This is a genomic window from Ruegeria sp. THAF33, assembly GCF_009363615.1.
Classification (GTDB): domain Bacteria; phylum Pseudomonadota; class Alphaproteobacteria; order Rhodobacterales; family Rhodobacteraceae; genus Ruegeria.
Genome location: NZ_CP045384.1, coordinates 370,906 through 390,635 on the forward strand (window position 1 = coordinate 370,906; position 19,730 = coordinate 390,635).

Annotated in this window: 11 protein-coding genes and 1 pseudogene; 3 read left to right on the forward strand and 9 right to left on the reverse strand. The window is 54.3% G+C overall.

What is annotated here, in order from left to right; all coding sequences use genetic code 11:
• Positions 1 to 37 precede the first annotated feature (37 nt).
• The 9 genes from FIU92_RS01875 to FIU92_RS01925 all read right to left on the reverse strand — a co-directional run bounded on the left by FIU92_RS01875 (position 38) and on the right by FIU92_RS01925 (position 15,302).
• The gene (locus tag FIU92_RS01875; RefSeq protein ID WP_152456939.1) at positions 38 to 1,357 is read right to left on the reverse strand and encodes an ATP-dependent endonuclease; all 1,320 of its coding nucleotides are present in this window, start codon (positions 1,355 to 1,357) and stop codon (positions 38 to 40) included.
• 206 nt (positions 1,358 to 1,563) lie between these two features.
• Positions 1,564 to 2,723 (reverse strand): IS3 family transposase gene (locus tag FIU92_RS01880; RefSeq protein ID WP_152456940.1). Its coding sequence is split into 2 segments (ribosomal slippage): positions 1,564 to 2,474 and positions 2,474 to 2,723, totalling 1,161 coding nucleotides; the frame shifts between segments, so codons are not numbered across the junction.
• A gap of 110 nt (positions 2,724 to 2,833) precedes the next feature.
• Positions 2,834 to 4,639, reverse strand: coding sequence for an AIPR family protein (locus tag FIU92_RS01885; RefSeq protein WP_152456941.1), 1,806 nt, complete (start codon positions 4,637 to 4,639; stop codon positions 2,834 to 2,836).
• A gap of 1 nt (position 4,640) precedes the next feature.
• Positions 4,641 to 5,645, reverse strand: a complete 1,005-nt coding sequence (locus FIU92_RS01890) for a PD-(D/E)XK motif protein (RefSeq protein ID WP_152456942.1) — start codon at positions 5,643 to 5,645, stop codon at positions 4,641 to 4,643.
• Positions 5,629 to 8,517: a Z1 domain-containing protein gene (locus tag FIU92_RS01895; protein ID WP_152456943.1), complete on the reverse strand. Its 2,889-nt coding sequence runs from the start codon at positions 8,515 to 8,517 to the stop codon at positions 5,629 to 5,631. The genes FIU92_RS01890 and FIU92_RS01895 overlap by 17 nt, the downstream gene beginning before the upstream one ends.
• Positions 8,514 to 10,016 carry an ATP-binding protein gene (locus FIU92_RS01900; protein ID WP_152456944.1) on the reverse strand — a complete coding sequence of 501 codons (1,503 nt, stop codon included), beginning with the start codon at positions 10,014 to 10,016 and terminating at the stop codon, positions 8,514 to 8,516. The genes FIU92_RS01895 and FIU92_RS01900 overlap by 4 nt, the downstream gene beginning before the upstream one ends.
• Positions 10,013 to 12,958, reverse strand: a complete 2,946-nt coding sequence (locus FIU92_RS22985; RefSeq protein ID WP_254705342.1) for a sigma-70 family RNA polymerase sigma factor — start codon at positions 12,956 to 12,958, stop codon at positions 10,013 to 10,015. Before FIU92_RS22985 ends, FIU92_RS01900 begins: the two co-directional genes overlap by 4 nt.
• Positions 12,942 to 13,802 (reverse strand): WYL domain-containing protein, encoded by an 861-nt coding sequence (locus FIU92_RS01920; RefSeq protein WP_152456945.1) that lies wholly within the window; start codon positions 13,800 to 13,802, stop codon positions 12,942 to 12,944. Before FIU92_RS01920 ends, FIU92_RS22985 begins: the two co-directional genes overlap by 17 nt.
• A gap of 354 nt (positions 13,803 to 14,156) precedes the next feature.
• Positions 14,157 to 15,302 (reverse strand): GAF domain-containing protein, encoded by a 1,146-nt coding sequence (locus FIU92_RS01925; protein WP_172978454.1) that lies wholly within the window; start codon positions 15,300 to 15,302, stop codon positions 14,157 to 14,159.
• A gap of 205 nt (positions 15,303 to 15,507) precedes the next feature.
• On the opposite strand from FIU92_RS01925, the pseudogene FIU92_RS01930 reads away from it, so the two are divergent.
• The 3 genes and pseudogenes from FIU92_RS01930 to FIU92_RS01940 all read left to right on the forward strand — a co-directional run.
• Positions 15,508 to 15,896, forward strand: a pseudogene (locus FIU92_RS01930) (IS5 family transposase); the annotation flags it as partial.
• Positions 15,897 to 16,618: 722 nt separating this feature from the next.
• Entirely contained in the window at positions 16,619 to 18,298 is a 1,680-nt protein-coding gene (locus FIU92_RS01935; protein ID WP_152456947.1) for a serine protease, read from the forward strand.
• Between the two features lie 64 nt (positions 18,299 to 18,362).
• Positions 18,363 to 19,730, forward strand: coding sequence for a hypothetical protein (locus FIU92_RS01940; protein ID WP_152456948.1), 1,368 nt, complete (start codon positions 18,363 to 18,365; stop codon positions 19,728 to 19,730).

The following is a 19,730-nucleotide window of genomic DNA, read 5'->3' on the forward strand; positions in this document are numbered from 1 at the left end:
GAGCAGCGTGACTTCGCTCAACAACTATTGGGATTTCTTAGTCCCTTGCGGCTCTGATAGCGGAGGCATCCTTTGCTGAAATGGTCAATACATCTTCGGGATTTGCACAATTAACGATGGTGGGCGAGTGGGTAGCAATAAATATCTGACCAAACTTACGCGCGGCCAATTCAACCATGCGGACCTGAAGTTCAGGATGGAGATAGATGTCCGGCTCATCCAAGACCAAGACGGACTTATCGGAACCACGCATGAACTGTAAAACCATCTGCATCCACACCTGAAGGCCAAAACCTGACCAGAACATCTCTCTTGGGATTCCCTCTTCGAAAAACATCATTTCTATCGGCTCCCCAGGTCTCAAAACCCTCGGGCGCTCCAATGATATTTCAGGCCATGCAGATGACACTGCCTCAGAAAATTCGTCAAACTCATCTTCTGTTTTTCGAATGAGGATATTTCTCAGATGTCGGTGAGCGGTGCGGGTATTCTCGCTAGTTGAGATCGTTTTATCGGTCAAATATTGTTCATTCTCTTCAACTGGACCCAAAGTTGGAACGACAACTAGGGACAATGGAAACTGACGCCGAAAGGCAGATGTCGTTCGAGGCAAGGGCCCGTCACAAAGGAGATAGGCCCTAATTGGTTGATCTGGATGCAGCAGGATCACAAATTGAGATCCGTTTTTCAGTGATAGCCGAACTGAAGCTGGGTTATCAGAGTAGTTCCATGTGATATTAACGATTGGAATTTTTAACGTACTGGTTGGCATGGTAAAGCTTGCACAGCTTCTTCCCTCGAACTCGGACATTTCAGGTTTTCTTCTGGACGCGTACCTGAGCACGTCGTGAGCGACTCGGAGTGCGTCAAGAATGCTTGACTTTCCAGCATTGTTTTTGCCGGTAAGTATGTTTGTAGCTCCACAGTCAATTCTGAAGCTTCGAAATTTTTTGAAATTCTTCAGTTGGATGGAAGCGACATGCTCGCAAATTGCTGTGTTGCTCTTTAGCGTCTCTTTTTGCTTGCTTGCATTCGAGGTATCGGGCGTGACGGAAACAGTGCGACCAATTCTATCTTTTGGGGCAGACTGCCCATCTTGGCAACTCTCCGTCGCAATTGTCGTCCCAGTGTCAAGGTCGCCTAGTGACCAATCGACTTCGTGATGATCCCATTTAGTCTGACTAACCTTGATGAATTCACCTTTCGAGGTTTCCGCTTGCCTCGCTCGATGGTAGTCCTCGGCCGCAACCTCCGAGCTGAACTGCGGGGGGGAAAGTTCTGAAAAATCTTCCAAGGAAGACTCATGATCCTTGGTCGGTCCATGATTATCTCGGCCTGTTTTTCGGTCATTTGGCATGGTCTAACCTGTTGACAATCTTCGTAAATGACGGTCTGTGATTTTGCTCGTTCGGTTGGCAAAGGTGGAGTGATATTCAGTTCAATGACAACTTCTAAGATGAGACTTTGGTACAGTCTTTGAATTGTGATTTTTTGACTGTTCACCTGTTCAAAGAAGGAAATATTTCTGTAGCGATCCTGACCTGCCCCCCGGGGCTCCCTCATTCATAACGAGAGTCTGCGAGTCTGGTTTTCATATTCTTCGTTGTCAGTTTGGGCAAGCGCGTCGGGCGCGGAGCCCTCAAATTGCTCAAGCGTCCGGCGTGCTTCTGCGGGTGTTTGGTTGCCGAGCGATGAGTGCGGCCTGACGTTGTTGTAGTCATATCGCCAGAGCGCCAGCTTTCGCCGCGCATCTTCCAGGCTGTCGAACATCTCCTCGTTCAGCAACTCGTCCCGGAGGCTGCCATTGAATGACTCGATGAAGGCGTTCTGTTGCGGCCTTCCCGGATCGATGTAGTGCCACTCGACGTCGTTGTCGTTGGCCCATTTCAGGATCGCCCGGCTGGTGAACTCTGTTCCATTGTCGCTGACAATGCTGGCAGGCATGCCGTAGATCCGGACAAGCGCATCCAACTCCCGCGCGACACGGGTTCCGGATATGCTGGTGTCAGCCATCAAGCAGAGGTTCTCGCGGCAGCAATCATCATTGACCGCCAGGATGCAGAACCTGCGCGACGCTCCGAACGTGTCGGCCAGGAAGTCCAGAGACCAGCGTTCGCCGGGTCTCAGCGCTTGGGGCATCGGCGTTCGCGACCCACGCGCCCGTTTGCGGCCCCTTCGCCGCCTGACGCCCAGCTTCTCCTCGGTGTAAAGCCGATAGAGTTTCTTGTGGTTCATGATCATCCCTTTACGCTCCAGCATCACCCCGATCCGGCGATAGCCAAACCGGCGCCGCTTGGCAGCGATGGCCTTCATCTCTGCTCTGATCTCTGGGTTGTCAGGCGGGCGTTCGCGCCTGACCGTCTTGGGGTCGACACCGACAAGCCGGCAGGCTCGGCGCTGAGAGATGTCATGATCCCGCATCACCCTGAGCGCTGCCTCTCGCCGCTCATTCGGCGTCGTCAGTTCTTTCCCAGAAGATCCTTCAGAACAGCATTGTCCAACATCGTATCGGCCAGCAGGCGCTTGAGCCTAGAATTCTCGTCTTCCATCGCCTTCAGCTTCGCGACATCGGACACCTCCATGCCGCCATACTTCGATTTGTATTTGTAGAACTTGCCCTGGCTGAGGCCGTGCTTGCGGCAAACCTCCGCTGTCGGCATCCCGGCTTCCTGTTCCTTGATCATCCCGATGATCTGCGCATCGGTGAAACGGCTCTTTCGCATTCGTTTGCTCCTTCGAAAGGTTGAGCAAACTCTACATCAGAACGAGGGAAGTTTCGGGGGGCAGGTCAATCCGGTTCACGTGCACAAAGGCCAATTCATATCTTCTCATATTAATTCTCCTGCAGTTCATCAATTCCTCCATATTGCTGGGGAAAAGTGACTAACTTGATTTTATTCCACGTTTCGAGTCTTTTGGCGACTTCGGAAAATTGCTGACCTGGAGCGATCCTATTGAACTCGGAATTCACAATTACTGCCCAGTCCCAAAGCAGATCCCGGAACTCTGCCGAGATACCTTGTCGCATCCAGATCTTCTCAAGGTCGAGCCTATCTCCAATTCGATCTGCGACTACTGCAACAACGTAGGTGGCAATATTTACATAACCTTGGCGAAAGATCTCTTTTGCGTCTTTTGTCTTAATCATACTCTCAATGGCTTTGAACACGATTACCTTTGCAATCATTGCGCGAAACCACTTTGCATTAAGCGGACTGGGAGCGATGTTTGGATCCTCGTCAAGCGCTGCCATGAGGGCTGCGAAGTTCTTTTCGCCGCCAAGCGCGACCTGGTTTGGCTTTCCGCGCCACGCCTCATGGTATTTGGCAAGGTCGTTCTTGGTCAGCTTGCGCCTCGGTGGGATCATCTCCTTCAACTTGCGGCGTTTAGCAGGGGTAGTGCCCTCTCTCAGCAGCATGACGTTGTAGGCGCCAGCCGCCCGCTCATAGAACCAACGGGTAGCGCCATCAGGACACCAAGTGTCGTTTGCAAGTTTTTCGAGCTCTCGATGGAATGGGCGATTTGCCGAGAGATCTGACATTTTAACTGCGTTTTGACTGTTTGCATAACGCGAGACGTTACTGATTAACCGCTCACGCGCTTCGTCTTGTGAGGCCTTGAGAATGATGATCTTGGCCGGAACCATGACATGGCTCAGATCTATGGTACGGTCGTCGCGCGACGCGAAATAGATGCTCGATGTCGTCTGGCCACCGTTCACGATCTGCAATCCCTTCATGAACGACAAACCCAGATTACCGTCATCAGTACGCTCGAACGCAGCCTCGTCGCAGACTAGGACCAAGCCGTTATTGAATGCGAGAAAGTGCTCCGGTTCCTTTCGCAGGGTTTCGACGATACCTTTGTTCACTGCACGTTTGTTTCCCAGGAACGTGCGAATGTTGGCTTCGAGTAGCGTTGTGCCGTAACGAAGATAAAGATCTCGAATAAGTTGCCCGGGAATGGCAGTCAGGGCGTACTCATAATCCGCGTCAGGATCAGGAACGTGAACACAAGGTAGAGGTCGACCTATCGACTGAACAAAACTGACTGCGAGTTCATCCCTTGGTTTTCCTTCGGTGTGCCGAAACAGCCGCTCAATATCCATGGCCTCGACAGCCACCATCTTCTGATGAACCTCTTTGTTCGAGAAACGCTTGGTTTTGGTTCGTCCATCTGTGATCACGAAAACCCGTAAGCGGTCGATGTCGTGCCATCGGGAACGGATGGTTGCAACGAGGTCCCTGACCGGGTGGGTAGGATCTATTTTTGCGTCAAGCTGGCCACTCGCAGCGCGAAAGAGGAAGCGTACGCCTTCGCTCGCCGTTCTTGTGGCGTCTGAGTCACGTAGATCGTTTAACTCATCTGTTCCAAAATAGTGGGTCACGAACAGGTCGAGCGCCGTTTCGTCGGAGCTGAGGGCATAGCCGGTTATGCGCAGCTTGGCGTTACCGACCTTGCCGTTCCAATGACAAACGGTGGGTGCGTCGCATATGCCGGTTTCTGCCACGTGCTCCATGACCATTTCGGCAAAAACGAGTTCCTCAGAAGGAAAGGGACCCTCACCATCCGAAACACGTTCGGCGATGATCGTCTGCATGTCGGAACGAAAATTGTAGTGAAATTCTTCAAGACTCATGTCAATCCAGTCCAAACTCGTTGATCAACTCTGGAAGGGTAATGGAAGGAACTTCCAAAGCATCCAGGTCAAGGACATAGGCGGCAGAACGGATGGCGATTGGCAGGTCAGTACGCGTGAGGCGTGGCATGTGACCTTCCGCGCGAAATCCCTTTGCATCCTTCAATATCAGCGTGCGGCCATAGAGCGGCGCATGCTCGTCAAGGTACCCCATCACCATCAGTAGGGCTTCGAAGCTTCGCTGCACCCCAGCACGCTCAAACCTTTCGCGGAGTTCAGACACGAAATCGACAAGTGAAGATCCGTCCGTGTTTTCCTCGAAGCGAAGCCCGCAAAGAAGAATTGGATCTCGAGAACCATCCAGCTGCTCGATGCTGTTGATCCGGGCAAGGAAGCTGCCGGTCCGAACCGTGCTCTTTACTTCAATCGCGCCTCCGCGCACGTGAAAGTCTTGCGCTGCTCGTAATGGTCCTTGCCAGCAATCGAGAGCACCAACTCCCAAGGAAGTGTCCGCGAGCAGTCTCAAAATCCATAACTCGCCGAGAAGGCCGATCTGTGCATCGGGTGAAAGGGGGCGGTGCGTACGGGCCATGAATGCCTGCCATTCCCTGACCCGTTCGAGGAAGGCCTCTATCACATCGCGCTTCGCCGTGTTTGCTGCGACTTCCAATGTTCGCAAGACATCGACGACCATTATGGCGAAGATGTCCGGCGATCCTTCGGGCCGTCTGACCAACGCTATGGCAGTCTTTTCGGCAACGACAGTCTGACCCTCGATGACAACGACATCGAAACCCTTGCCTTCAGGCAACCGTGCCGAATTCATTGACCACGAGCTGGGAAATGAAACAATTAACGCTTCTCGCCCCAGGGGGAAGTGGCAGCCGGCCTCAACAGAGACAGCACCCATCTCGGTGAGATGTACAAAGCGCCAGTCTTCACTGGCCTCCTGGCGCGCGAGCGCTCGCCAAGCGCGTTCAAGCCCTTCCTCAGTCCACCCAGTCATTCAGACCTCCCCACAGAACGCTGTTGGCGATATACTTGGAATTGGAAACTCTTCTCTCGGAAGTGCTCGAAGGGAAGCTGATTGCCCAAGCTACTACAGGGTCTGCATTTTCGAGTTCAGGGACGCCAGAGCCGGCAGGATCCAGCAGGTAGAGCATCAGTAAGCCACGTTCGCGCCGAGCCGGAATGCCAGCGTCAAGTACCCCGTTTCCGAGAACGTGACGGATCTGGGGTCCTCTGGGTTCGGTAGGTGGTTCTTTGCCTTCGTTTCGATCCGTATCATTGCGCCAGGTTTTTTGACTGAGTTCGAGGGCTGCCTTCCACTCTGCCTCGGTTAGATCAATAGCCTGATCGCGTGGGGAAATGAGGGTCTTGATGGAGTACCGATCCGCATGCTCGGCCGCTCTGCGGCGATCCAGCATTTTGACCGATGCGCCACCAACCGACTTTTCTGTTCCGGGTTGTTCCTTTCCGATAAGGGCCACGGTCCAGTTTGTCAGTTCTTGGTCCTTGTTCATTTCCTCAACGAAGTCTGCGATCAGCGGGCTCATAATCCGGAAGCTGGCCGAATGGGTCCTGTACTCCCGAAGGAACGAGATCACGCTGAGTGCTGGCACATCTCGCCACAGGTGTCCGTTCCACTTCTGACCTGCAGGTACAAAGAGCTGGTGGTTCAGGTCTTTCGATGGGCCTAGTGCGCTGATGAAGCGATCAGTGGCATTGAAGTTTACCGTGATATCGTCCCTTCGATTTGGGAACACGATGGTCTGCAGCAGATCGCCTGAATAGGTCAACTGCATCGCTCGCGCGTTTCGCATCTTTGCCCGCGACGTCACGGTCAGCACGGAGTGGGATTTCACGCGCAGGCCGAACTGCTTCGGCGTGGCACCGGCCGCAACCATGTTATCAAACTCTTGGCGAAGCTCTTCGGCTGCATCGGCGATGTGGCCGAACCACTCCACCATTTCTTCGGATGTGTATAGGCGGCAGACATCGAGGTAGCCGTCACGGTAGCCGAACCACCGACCCATTTGCATCAGTGTGTCGTACATGCGTGCGGTCCGCAGGAAGTAGCTTGTGCAGAGACCCTCGAGCGTCAGACCACGCGCAAGCTTGTCGCCACCGATGGCGATAACCTTCAGGCCGCTGGCGTCGTTCTCGGCATAGTCCAAAGCGTCCTTCGCCGTGCCGTTGATCTCGCGCACGCGAATGTCCGACAGGACGTCCGGCAAAACGTCTCGAATTTCCGCCCATGAGAAATCATCCAGCGTCTCGCCTTCCACAAGCGCATCTCGGATCCCTCGCATACCGGGGAGAAAGGTCGCTTCATATTCTTCGCGCATGGATGCTTCAAGGGGAGCAAGTTCGATGCCACGTGTATATCGGCCTTTCATGTCTCTCACGTAGGTGGCCACCTGATTGAAGACTTCATTTTGTACTGAGGTGAAGCGCGTCACGTGGATGAGCATGGAAGAGTGCTTGTCGCCTTGTCCGCGCAGTTTCCGTACGGCGCAGGCAAACACGAATGACCGGATCGCTTCTGCGAGCGAGTCCGGCACGCGATCTTCGCCCTCCCAGCGTGGTCGATGCCCGTTCTTGTGCGGCTTCATTTCTGGCGACGTTGTCGACTTGCTGGGCATCCAGGGCTGGAATTCATCGTCTGATAGTGCACGCACCAGTGGCAGGTCTTCTGGCGTGCTTGAAGCGGACCCAAACACGCGTCCCGGTCCGACATAGTTCGATGGTGCCGCTAGGTTGGTGATGAATGCGGAAGGGAATAGGTCGGGACCATGCTCTTGCGTTTCACCTCGCTCGTGAATGAAGATGTTTGCAAAGGGTGTCGCAGTGTAGCCGACGTAAGCCTTGCGTGCGAAGTGGTGCAAAATCGCCCGGATGAGCCTGTTGATGGTTTTCGGCTGATGCTCGAGATCTGGGTTGCCGAAATCATCTACGACGTCTTCGCCCGTGTCTACTGAACCATGATCCGACTCATCGTCGATCACAAGAATTGGCAAATTGGTAACCATCTTGCGACCCGTTGCGGGATCGGTGTGATTGGCAACGCGATTGCGGATCCAGTGTAACAAGCGCTCAAGGACCGTCTTGTTTTTCTTGACGACGAACAACCAAGGTCGCTGCTCCGGACTGATATTCATCTTGGCCGCAACGGCTGTGTTGAAGTCGCCTTTGTCACTTCGATTAGTTGCGGCATTGGGACGGACAGATGTGTCGTTGTCGATCAGTCCGACCCCGACCGCGGGAAGCTCATCGGCATCCGCGATCGTGGCAAAGCCGAGAAACCCCTCGTCTAGGCGGATCTGGGTCTGAGCCCTCAAGTTGTTGTGAAGACCCGCAAGCACGATAATGATCTTGTAACCAGCGTCTGCGGCCTTGCAGATCAGACCGGTGTAGTTGCCTGTCTTTCCGGACTGCACGTGGCCGACGACGAGACCGCGGCGATCCCAAGCGCCTTCGCGGACCGGATCCTCGAGGTTTGAAAGAACTTCATCGGTAGCAACGTCGAGGGCGTCGAGAGCCGACCACGGAATACGCGTTTCCATGTATTCGGAGTAGCGTTGCCAGTATGTCCACCCCTTTTTTCTTTCAGCGTCGAGCCACGGAATATGGTCCTCGCCGTTCATCAGGGTGGCGTTCTGACCAACGGTGCGGCTTGAGCGACGGATCAGTTCGTCAACGAGCGCATCCCGATCGACGAGGGCAAAATCCTCCTCCATCATCATTGCGAGCTTTGCCAGCTCCTTTTCGATCATTTCTGGCGTCACAGGGCTCTGTGCCCGCTCCGCAGCGAGGCGCAGCATGTTCTGCGCCATGGAAAGTATTGAATCGAAGGCCTTCTGATTAGAAATCGTCATAGTGAATCTTTCACTTCAAGGGATGAAACTAGGTCGAGATACCTGTCGAATGGGGGCGTGCGACCGAGCCGTTCGCGCGCCTCAGCAGGACTCAGACCGCGAAATGCAACAAGTGCTTCGAACATCGAGGACAATGTCTCCATAACTTCTTCGTCCGATGCCCCGGTGAAACCTGTCCTCGGCGTTTCCTTGTCTTCTGCGGTGTCAAGCCAGATGCGCTGAACTGGAACGGTCTCCTCAATGAGCCTGAGAACAGCGAGGATGTCCGGTTTGAGCGATCCTGCGCGTTTCAGGATTGAGGCGATGAGGTCATGTTCTCGGGCAATCCGGTAAGAGGTCCCTTGTGCGGAGCGCCGCACTTGCCAAGCCTCGGCAACCGCGTCCGAGCGCGTGCCCGAAACAGGCGCGACGTGACCTCGGTGGGCAAAGACCCGTCTCGCCGTGTCCCGCGTCTCCGATGCAAGGCGGTGAAGTTGAGGCCGCAGACGTACCGGCGGATTGGCGGTCGACTTCAGAACATTGATCTTCCAATCGGCGTCCGCGCTGTTTGGTATGTCAAGGCTTATGCGGGCGAGCCGGTGAGCTTCATCGCGCGGCCATGGCTTACCGCCATCGCCTAGGCCCAGCCAGCCCCCTGCAAGAAGGAGACGGCGATTGCGATAGACGTAGAAGCCCTCCTGCTGCGTCCATCCTCCGGGTCCGGCTGCGGATTCTTGTTCGGTAGGCTTGAGCATGTCGCGGTGCGGAAGGACATGACACTGAACTGTCACACCTGTCGTATGTAGGATGCGATACTCGGGGCTTTCGAGCGCTTTGCCGGGATGTCCTATCATGTAAGGATCCCAAGGCTTCACCCCCCTACCGTTGAGAAGGAGGCGCAGCGTCGGCTGCTGCCCGTCCAAAAGACGATGAAAGGTCATCGCAAAATGTGCTTCGACGCGATCGGCGAGCTCGATCATGTCGGTGGCGGCGAAGCCATCGGTCACAATACGGTCTAGCTTCTCCCAAAGGACGATAGTGCCGTGTTCCATCTGCTCGAGGGGCGCAAGCAGTTTCTCAGATCCTTGTGCGGGCCCTTCAAAGAGCGGCCATTCGGCGCCCGGCTCCTGACCAATTAGGTCGAGATCCCAGCGCAGGCATACAACAGGTCCGCCATTCTGCCGACTGGCAACGGTCAGTCTTCGAGCTTGAGAGAAACTTGCTGTCTTAAGGCCCAGTCCGAAGCGCCCAAGGTCGCTGGCTGCGCGCTCCGCCCGAGGATCACGTGCACCAAGGCGCATTCCGGCTTCAAGGGCCGCGTCGTCCATGCCGTCGCCGTCGTCAACAATCCTTACCCAGCTGTCTGGGCCAGCCCATTCGAGATGGATGGCGACCTCGCTTGAATTCGCTGTAATGGAATTGTCAACCAGATCGGCCAGTGCAGTAGGAAGCGCATAGCCAAGCCCGCGAAGTGACTCAAGCATCGAACCGGCATAGGGGGGAGCATTTCGCACAGTCATTGGAGTTGCTCCCTGCCGGAGTCTGCTAGACCGAGGCGGCTCAGCTTACCAATTACTGCATTCCGGCTGGTTCCCCCCAGTTCCTCCGCGATCTCACTTGCGCTCATGCCGGTCGCCCAAAGCTCCTCAAGACGAGCTACTCGGTATCTCGTCCAGGACATAAGTTGCCGGTTGTTGTTATCTGTTTCGGATGCGCCATCTTTTTCTTTGTGCAGCACAGAGGGGACTTTCAATCCGCGACTGCTGTCGTAGCCCAGTAATTCTTGGAGCTGACGCTTGCGACCAGGATGAGAAAGTCGGTCAAGGCCCTTTGCCTCGATCTGTCGAATGCGCTCGCGTGTCACTCCATAGATCTGACCAATTTCCTCGAGGGTCATCTCGGACTCGCGATCGATCCCAAAGCGCATCCGAATTATATCTGCCTCGCGCTCTGGCAGTTCAGCTAGGGCGTCCGCAATGATTTTTTCAGTCTCTGCCTCGTCGAAGGCGTTCGCGTCCTCTTGACCAGGGAATATCTCATCCCAGTCGTCGATGCTTTCTGGATACACAGCCTCGCGGGGAAACCCACGAAACTGAGACACCTCTTCAGTTGTCCATTCCAGTTCCTCGGCAAGATCCTTTTCGGAAACATAGCCGTCGGCCCTAACGTCGAGCTTATCCATGGCGAGATCTAACCTCGCAATTTTCTCCTTCCTATGAACAGGGATGCGGATCGTAGATCCTTCGTCAGCACGCCATCGCATGATCGCCTGCCGCATCCAGTAAGAGGCATAGACAACGAAGCGATAACCGCGCTCTGGATCAAAGCGCCGCGTGGATCGCTGTAGCCCCATGAACGCCACCTGAAAGACGTCCTCCGGGTCTTCACCTTCCTCCACGCTCCGTGCAGCAAAGCGTCGTGCGTAAGGCAGGTGTTTGCGGACTAGTCGCTCGTTGGCGGCCTCAAAGAGCGAGATTTGCGTATTCAGCTCGTTGACATGCTCTGTGCTGGCAAGGTTTTGTTCAATCGAACTAACGAGCTCCTTTAGGAATCCCAGAGATAGATCGAGCGCCTCAAGCGCTTCAAGCGCTTGCCGTCGCCGTTTACCATCCATAACGCGTCCATTTTCTTGCCAAGACTTGAGGGATTCCGCAGCGGCCATGACTTCGGCCGTCTCGGTGTGGCCGGGGCGAGAGGGGATTATGGTCTTCAGCGAGACAGAACTTGGGTTCCGGACGCCACTCTGGATGGTGTCGACGACATCAAGGATCGTTTGGACGGCGGCTTCGGAGGCGAGAATTCCCAACTGAAGCCCTTGCTTTGCCCGGACCATGGGCTCCAAGAGTTGCCGTTCATCGGACTTGTCCATGACGAAGCGATGTGTTCCAGGCAGCCGCGTCGATCTTGTGAGAGCTGTCTCGATTGCTTCAGAAAGCTCATCCGAAGATATCTCCGTTCGGGAGTCCCAAAGCCCGTCATTATGCCTGAAGGCTAAATCTACCTCGTCGAAGCCGCCGACCTCAAGGTTGCGCTGGAGGTTGATGCGCAATTCCTCAAGATCACCATTGCCGTCGCATAGAGCGAGAAGGCTTTCGATGTCGCTGGATGAGTACCATCCCTTTTGCAAAATTTCCTTGGCCCATGAGGTGCAGATCTCCGGATCGATTGACAGTCGCGTGCCGCTCTGAACCACCGCGGATTTGATTGATTGGCGCCCACGGTTACGTACCTTGAGAAAATCATGCTCGGTGCGATTATCCGAGCTTACGGCGGCGGCACCAATGCCTTCACCGGCAATCGATGCTGGTGAAAGGTCGAGATCCCAATCTCCGTGCTCATCCGTGGAAACTACAGGTGAGGGACTGACGAGCGCAACGAATGTCCCCGAAACCGCTTCGCGCTTGGACTCGCCGAAGAAATTCTCCGGCTCTTCCTCAGCTTCAAAAACAAGCAAGTCGTCAAGGTCATCTAGTTGGCTTGGTGCCGCATTAGATTGCTCAGTCTCCGCGCTGAGCGGTTCCGGTTGCGCTGCAATGGGCGGAGCGGCAACGGACGGGGGTACTTCAGCTAACGTTTCGGAGCTGCTGTCGTCATCACCCTCTTTTTTCCACAGGCCGAGACGATGTGCTTTGCTCAGCACTGCATTGCGGCTGACCCCACCCAACTCCCTTGCGATCTGGTTCGCACTTCGGCCTTCGGCCCACATTCTTTTCAGGAGGTCGACCCGCTCCTCTGGCCAAGACGACCTTGCGGATGACTTTGGATTTTCTTCGTATTGGGTGAGCTCCGTGCGCTCACTGGTTGTTCCCCTCAACCTGTATATACCCAAACAGTGAATCTGATTGAGTATTGCGCCGGGAGTGGCGGGTCCGCCAAGTTTTTGAGCGATCTGGCCTGGTTCTGCGCCTAAGGACCACAGTCGTGTCAGTTCCTCATTTCTTTCTTCGGTCCAATACTTTTCCTCAAATTGTTCATCAGCATGCTTCGAAGGCGCTTCCGGTTTTCTTTGCGGGGTTGGCGAGATTCGATGTTCTGAAACATCGTTTCTAAGCGCTTTGCTGGTTTCGGATCTTGGGGTGATGCCGCCTTCTTCAGGTTTTTCTTCGGTTGGCGATTCTGTAACAAGCGAAGACAGAAGCTGCGATGCTAACCCGTGACCCTCGGAAAATGCGACGTCAGCGGGGGTTTGCCGTTCATCGTTAAGTGTATTGGGGTCGGCCCCGGAACGGATGAAGAGATCGCATAGAGCAAGGTTTCCCGACCGTGCTGCCAGATGGAGTGGGGTGTCTCCCTTCGGATCAGAAAAATGGAGGCGTGCAGACGCAGCGAAATCGGAAAGTCTATCGAGCTTACCTTCGGCAATCAGCCGGATCTCGTAAGGGGCAAGAACTTGGCTTTCGGGTGTGTAGTTAGGCGAGGCACGACCGCCCAGAACTCGAGACAATTTATCCATAATTTTCATAAACGGCCTCCCTGTTGAGAAGCACGATTTGCTGATCCTGCGGCTTCCTTGCGCCAGGATCAGTATCAAGCCCAAGTCGTCTTAGCGCATAATAGAGCAGCGCACGCCGAACATTGATTTTTGCCCTGCCACCGCGCATGCCGTAGTCGAGAGCGATGACCTTGGCTTGGGTCTCCGAAAGGGCGGGGTGTGGCCCGATCTCAAGCGTAACATGTTCTTGCCAATCCGCATCGGCCGCATCCGTGACTCTGCTGGCCTCTACACCGCGCGTCTGGAGGATGCGCGAAAGCAGGAAATCCTTGAAGATCTCGTCAGTCTTACAATAGGCCCGGGTGTGCCATCGAAATCCATCGAACCCGATGGCATGGGGCGCGATCCACCGCCAGCTCGGCTCTGGGCGCGAAAGGAACTGATACTTCACCTCGATCGCTTCAGAGCGGCGGATTGCACCAACAACAGATCGTAGTGTCACGGGGTCCACACCACGGGCCGGAGTGGGCGCGGAGTCATAGGCTGGTAGCTCGGCGATCCATGCGTCGTCGCTGTCCATGACGCCGTCAGCCAAAGACCGAAGCTGTGCGAGGTAGCGGCTTGCATCGGGTTTCAGGAACTGTGCAGCATATTCGGGGCCTCGGACATACGTCCGGGCGCTCTTATCGTAGACCATGTTTTCCGGAGCCAGACCGATATAGCGGTTCAGGTCGGCGGACGCTTGGTTCACCGATTGTCCGAACTGCTCCATCAAATCACTGCGGTTCACATGCCCCTCCCAAAACAATCGGAACTCGATGAACTCGAGGCGCTGCGTGACTCCCCATCGAAGCTCCGGCTTGTCGCTATCCACTTCGCACTCCCGACCCGGTGCGTATGATTAATGTACGCGCCCATTTTTTGTGCTGATCGAAAGCTAGCGGGGACTCGTGTCGGATTCAATCGGAATCCTACGATGTTTCGGGGGTTTGCTCGAACGAACAGAACCTGAAGATCGCAGAACTTCTGTCCTTTCGATATTAATAATGTGAATAATTTTTCTTTGAATGCCACCAGCCAAACAGAATTGACCATACAAGTGAAGTTCGTCGCAAACGGACGTGATGCAACAGTCCAACTCTTAGGTTTGGAGCGCGAGCTAAACAGGGCGGACCAGCTTTAGCCGTGCAGCAGCTTATAGCGATCCGGAAGACATGCCGTAGGCGCTTCACGAGATTAAGCTCTTGATACTGGCAGACACCATCGCCTCGAATTGGTCAGCGTTCAGGGCATTGCCCTTGCGCGGTACAAAAACAAACCGCTGCTCCGCGAAATCGAAGGGAAGATCCGAGGTCCGCTCTTTGTCCTCACGGATCGGCAACCAACGGCGGATGTCTTCAGGCGAGTTCCCATAATGGGCGTGCATCATCCCTGCCTCTATCAATACGTTGGGGTTGTCTTGGTACCTGGTCTTCTTTCCACCTCGTGGCAAAGGCTCCGAGAAGTAGCAGATGCCGTAAGCTGCCTCATTGATCTTGTTGATGATACCCGCAGTGATCGAACCAGTCTTCGTATCCTTGTCCCAGCAATAGAGCTCGATCTGGTTCTTGAAGCTCTTTTCGCAAACAGCCCGGACGATCTCTATGACCTTAGGATCGGCGCGCTGCCCGAAGGCAAAGAACACTTGCGGGGTTCGCAGCGATCCAGGCTGCGTCGGATCGGATAGCTTTGTTTTTAAATCCTCGGCTGCCCGTGCGGTGCCGTTGCTTTGCTCCCTGGTAGTTTCGAATAGCCAGATTACCCGTGAAATAGCTTTGACCAATGTGCCTATCTGTTGCGTCCGTTCAGGCGTGAAACAAATCCGGTCCCGGAACTCTATGTTCATCACACCAAAAACGCGCGAGCGCTTCTCGCCGAATCGGATCGGAACGATGACTGACGTGCCAGCGTCACCGCCGCCGTAATCAACGTATGCTGGCAAGTCTGCCGGCGGGTCGTTGCCATTATCGCTTCCATTGCCCCAACTCCGCACCGTTACTTTGGAATAGTCGAGGCCCTTGAGTCGCTTGTCTTTGCCGCTCTTCGTCGTGATCCAAAGGGGACAGCCGTGGGTGTACGAATAGGCTCGTTGACTAGAATAATTTCCTCCGTCGTTGAAGAGCGGGTGCGAGTCTCGCTCTTCCTCGCGGCTCGACCAGAAACTCGTCAATGCAGGTTTTCCGTTGACGCGTATGCCATCGATCTTCACCTCGAAGTACACCGCGCCCAGACTGCCGAGCACGTAGCTCTCTACGGCCGCTTTGAAGGTAGTAAATGCGTGTTCGCTAATCGAGTCGATAGAATTTGCAAAATTGAGGATTCGCTGCTCTTGCATATTCAAACCTTGTTCTTGTAACTAAAAACGACACGTACTTTCGTCAGAATGATTCAAGCATAACATAACCATAAGTCTCTGCCCAACACATGGCTGGCGCACGCAAACATTTCGGCGTAGCGCGGGTCGACTTAGTTGTGCCTAGGTCGTGTTGACAAAAGGGATTCACATCAGGCTTTGAGCATGATTTAAGCTGATATCTGCGATGGAGACCAGCTTGGCACGAGATTTGATGTCGGACGAGGAGTGGGCGTTCTTTGAACAGTTCATTCTTTCCGTTCGCGCCCGGAATGGGCGAAAACCTACCAACCACCGCCTTGTCCTTGACGGCGTTTTCTGGATAGCACGTACCGGCGCACCGTGGCGGGACCTTCCTGAAGAGTTCGGGAAATGGTCGAGTGTCTATCGGCAATTCCGGCGTTGGACACTTGTTGGCCTCTGGGAACAGATCCTAGAGGCGCTGATCGAGAGCAGGATCGTTCCAGATGCCCTGCAAATGGTCGACAGCACCGTGGTTCGCGCCCATCATCAGGCAGCGGGCGCTAAAGGGTGACTCCGCGACAGGGTTTTGGCCGCTCAAAGGGCGGCTTCACGAATTTATTGACAACGGAAGATTTCAAGGGTCGCTCGTGCGAAAAGGAACACGTTTGGAATAAAAAATTTTCTCTTCACGACAAGAGTTATAGCGCATTTGACGACCTTAGTACGAAAAAGGTTCGCCGCGGTCGGGTAGTCATGCCGAGAGAAGGAAGTCTCGTTTGACTGTATGGTTCTGCGGCTTTCACAGTTTCTTGTCGAAAACGGACTCTGCCGCGGCTCAGCAGAAGAGTTGTTGGTGATGGGCACATGCAAAGAAACCGAATGCCGGCCATGCGCGGGCCCGACCTATCCCGCCAGAAGAGCTTTGGCTCCTGATTATACCCGTCGCAATAGCACTTTCTCTTTTTCGCGGTATTGTGGACGACAAGATAGCAGCAAAAGTCACCTCTGCCTTTAGGTCCACTCGTAGCAACAATTGCATCTGCGGGCCAAGCATCAAACATTGAAGCACTCGACTTCTCTTCTCCTGATGTATCTGCGAAGGAACTTGCTCGACGATGGAAAACCTCATGGAAGACCTTGAATTTATCGGTGCTCTCGGCGTCCAAAAAGCATTCATCCACGTCGACGGTCGCGGACATAACGCAGACTTGGGCGAGGCAGTCCCGGACTGACAGAAAAACAACATTTATGAACCTTGGGCTGGGCTTGCCGTCGTCGCACGATTATTGACTAACTCATAGGTATAAGCAAATCTGCGCACGGGTAATCTGTAGTTGAATTCAATTTATCGGGGCAAAATGCCTAACGTTTTTAACAGTTACGACAAAGTTGTTGCGCTCGCCGAGAACATACGCGCTGGTTCCATAGTTTCGCAACAAGACGCGTGGGATATTATGCGGGCTCTTCAAAACTTTCGGGATTTCGAACGTGTTGTCGGTCTGGCCGAGTCGCTGCTGGTTCAGTATCCTGAGGACCACACGCTGACCAAGGCCTACGCGCAAGCCCTGGTAGAACTGGGGAACCCAATAGCGGCGCAGGGACTCTTGCAGCAGGTCTTGTCCGGTATGTCGGAGGCCGATAGGGAATTTAGCGACATTAAGGGCGTCCTCGGGCGTGCGTTCAAAGAAACGTGCCAGTCAGCAGCGCGGCTTGGACAAATTGGCTTGGCGAACGACGCTCTCACGCATTCTTTTGCAGCCTACGCCGAACCATATGAGCGAGATCCGAAAAAAAATTACTACCACGGTATTAATCAAGTGGCGCTGCTGCATTTGGCGGAGCGATGTGAAGCTGACGTGCTGACGAGTGTGAACAAGAAACAACTGGCTCGGGAGGTTCTTTCAACGCTGGACGATACAGACACAAGCGACGTCTGGATGCGGGCAACCCGTGTTGAAGTTTGCGTGGCGCTGGAAGACTGGGACAATGCGCTGGAAGCAGTAAAAAGCTATGTCGAAGTAAACAGCAACGGCGATAAAACAGCCACCGCCTTTCAACTCCACAGTACACTACGCCAACTGCGAGACATCTGGGACATCGGTGCGGCCGGCGATACTGGCCTCGACATCCTTACCACTCTGGAAGCTGCTGCTTTTCAACGTAGCAGCATATCTGATGTCGGCGACGGTATCAGTATCGAAAAGAGTGCGGCCAGTATGGCTGATACACTTGACTATACTAAAGAAAATGCGTCGCACCTTGAAAAGATGTTCGGGCTGGACGGCCTAAAAACACTCCGCTGGTTTCGGCAAGGTGTAGAGCGCGCCTCATCCGTGGCTTCAGTGATCGGAGAAGATGGCAGCAGGGTCGGGACAGCTTTCGCCATTTGCCCGAAAGAATGGCAATTGCCACAGGTCGAAGCTGGCGAGATCGCGTTGATGACAAATTACCACGTCATGAACGAAAACGGATACGGTGATGAGGCGCTTACACTAGCAGAGGCCAAGGTCAGGTTCGAAGCGCTTTCGGAAAAGGAATTCCGAGCAAAGCGTATTCTCTTCGAAAACCAGACGTTTCGGAACGGTCTCGACGCTACAATTTTCACAGTTGCCGGAAACCTTCAGAAGCTGAAGCCAGTGCCTTGCAATCTCGACAGCCTTCCTCGCCTAAATAAAGATAAGCGTGTATACGTCATCGGGCACCCGGATGGCGGAGAACTACAGTTTTCGCTGCAAGACAACCGCTTGTTGGACCATGAAGGCGGGCCGGACGGCAACCCGCCCGAGCCGTCACGCGTACGTGTCCATTACTTCGCGCCGACCAAGCCTGGGAGCAGCGGCAGCCCGGTATTTAACGAAGGCTGGGAGTGTATCGCACTGCACCGTGCCGGCAGCAGATATGTCGCTGGTAAGGAACCAGGAATGAAGCAACTCAATGGAAAGACAGGCCGCTACTCAGCGAATGAAGGTGTTTGGGTTGGCTCGATAAAAGCGCGCATACCAGACAATTCATGACAGAACTCGATGGCCGCAGGTTTTAGAATTCGGAAATTCAGAACAGTTCTTTAGGAGACCGAACATGTCACATGCGATTGTTTTTCTACCGGGTATTATGGGGACCTCGCTTACTCTTGATGGCAAAGAGGTCTGGCCGCCCAAACCAAGAGAAACGGTTTTTGGTTACAAGCGGATTGACGCCCTGCAATCCGACGATGTTCAAGTCGGCGAAATCATCAATTCGGTATCCTGTTTCGGGTTTTATAACACGATTTTGAAATATTTCGTAGAGCTAGGATACACCGAGGGCGGTGCCGAACGACGGTTTGTGCCCGTACCTTACGACTGGCGGCTTGATCTGTTCGAACTCGCGGATCAGTTGGCCAGCAAACTGGACCATGTAGAGCAGGACAATATCTCCATTGTTGCCCACTCCATGGGAGGACTCATCAGTCGCTTGCTCCTCGAATCCGGTAAATACAGGGACAGAGAATGGTTCGAAAGGGTGGACATGCTGGCGACACTTTCGACACCACACACCGGAGCGCCTCTGGCACTGGCCCGCACATTAGGTCTCGACAGCGCTGTTGGGATCAGCGCGAAGGATTTCAAAACACTGAGTGCAAATCCCAAGTATCCATCAGGATACCAGCTGCTTCCTGCTCCCGGCGAACACGCGGCGTGGGATGCGGACGAGGATGGCACGATCGAACCCCTCGACATTTACGATGAAGCGACAGCACAGTCTTTGGGCTTGGAATTCAATCTGGTCGAAAGAGCGAAAGCGGTGCACGACTGCTTCGAGCAAGGCACTGCGCCAGATCATATTCGGTACTTCTATTTCGCCGGAACCGGTCACAAAACGCTGACCCGCATCAATGTCGTGCGTGGCGGCCCCGGTCAGCCGGACGTCATGACAAAAGTAATGGCTCGAGCTTCTGGCGACGGGACGGTTCCACTGTGGAGTTCACTGCCGCGCCCGACACAAAAACATTTGGTGGTTCAGGAACACGCCACAGTGTTCAGGGGCAATCCATTTAAGAACGTATTCTTCCAACTCTTCGGCGTCCACATCGGATCCCTCGAACTTGAAATGCTGGGTGACGATGTGGAGTACTCGATTGGGCAGCCAGTATACAGCCTGGATGATCCTGACAATGAGATCGAAGTTGTTTTGACGGGCCCGAGCGGAATCGCAACTTTGGAGGGGCAAATTGTTGTTGAAGAGATTGGCGAAAACCAACTGGCAACTGGTAAAGGCCGGCGGGAGTTTCCGATAAATTACAACGGACCACCTTTGCGCATTTTGACTCTCGACGTAAGTCTTCCTAAGGCACCCGGGTTTTACAGACTTATTCTGCGCGATCTTTCGGATGGCGCACCTCGCGACGTTGGCGACGGAATTGTTTTCTCAGTGACTGGCAGCGATTCAGACGAAAGGGAGAATTGA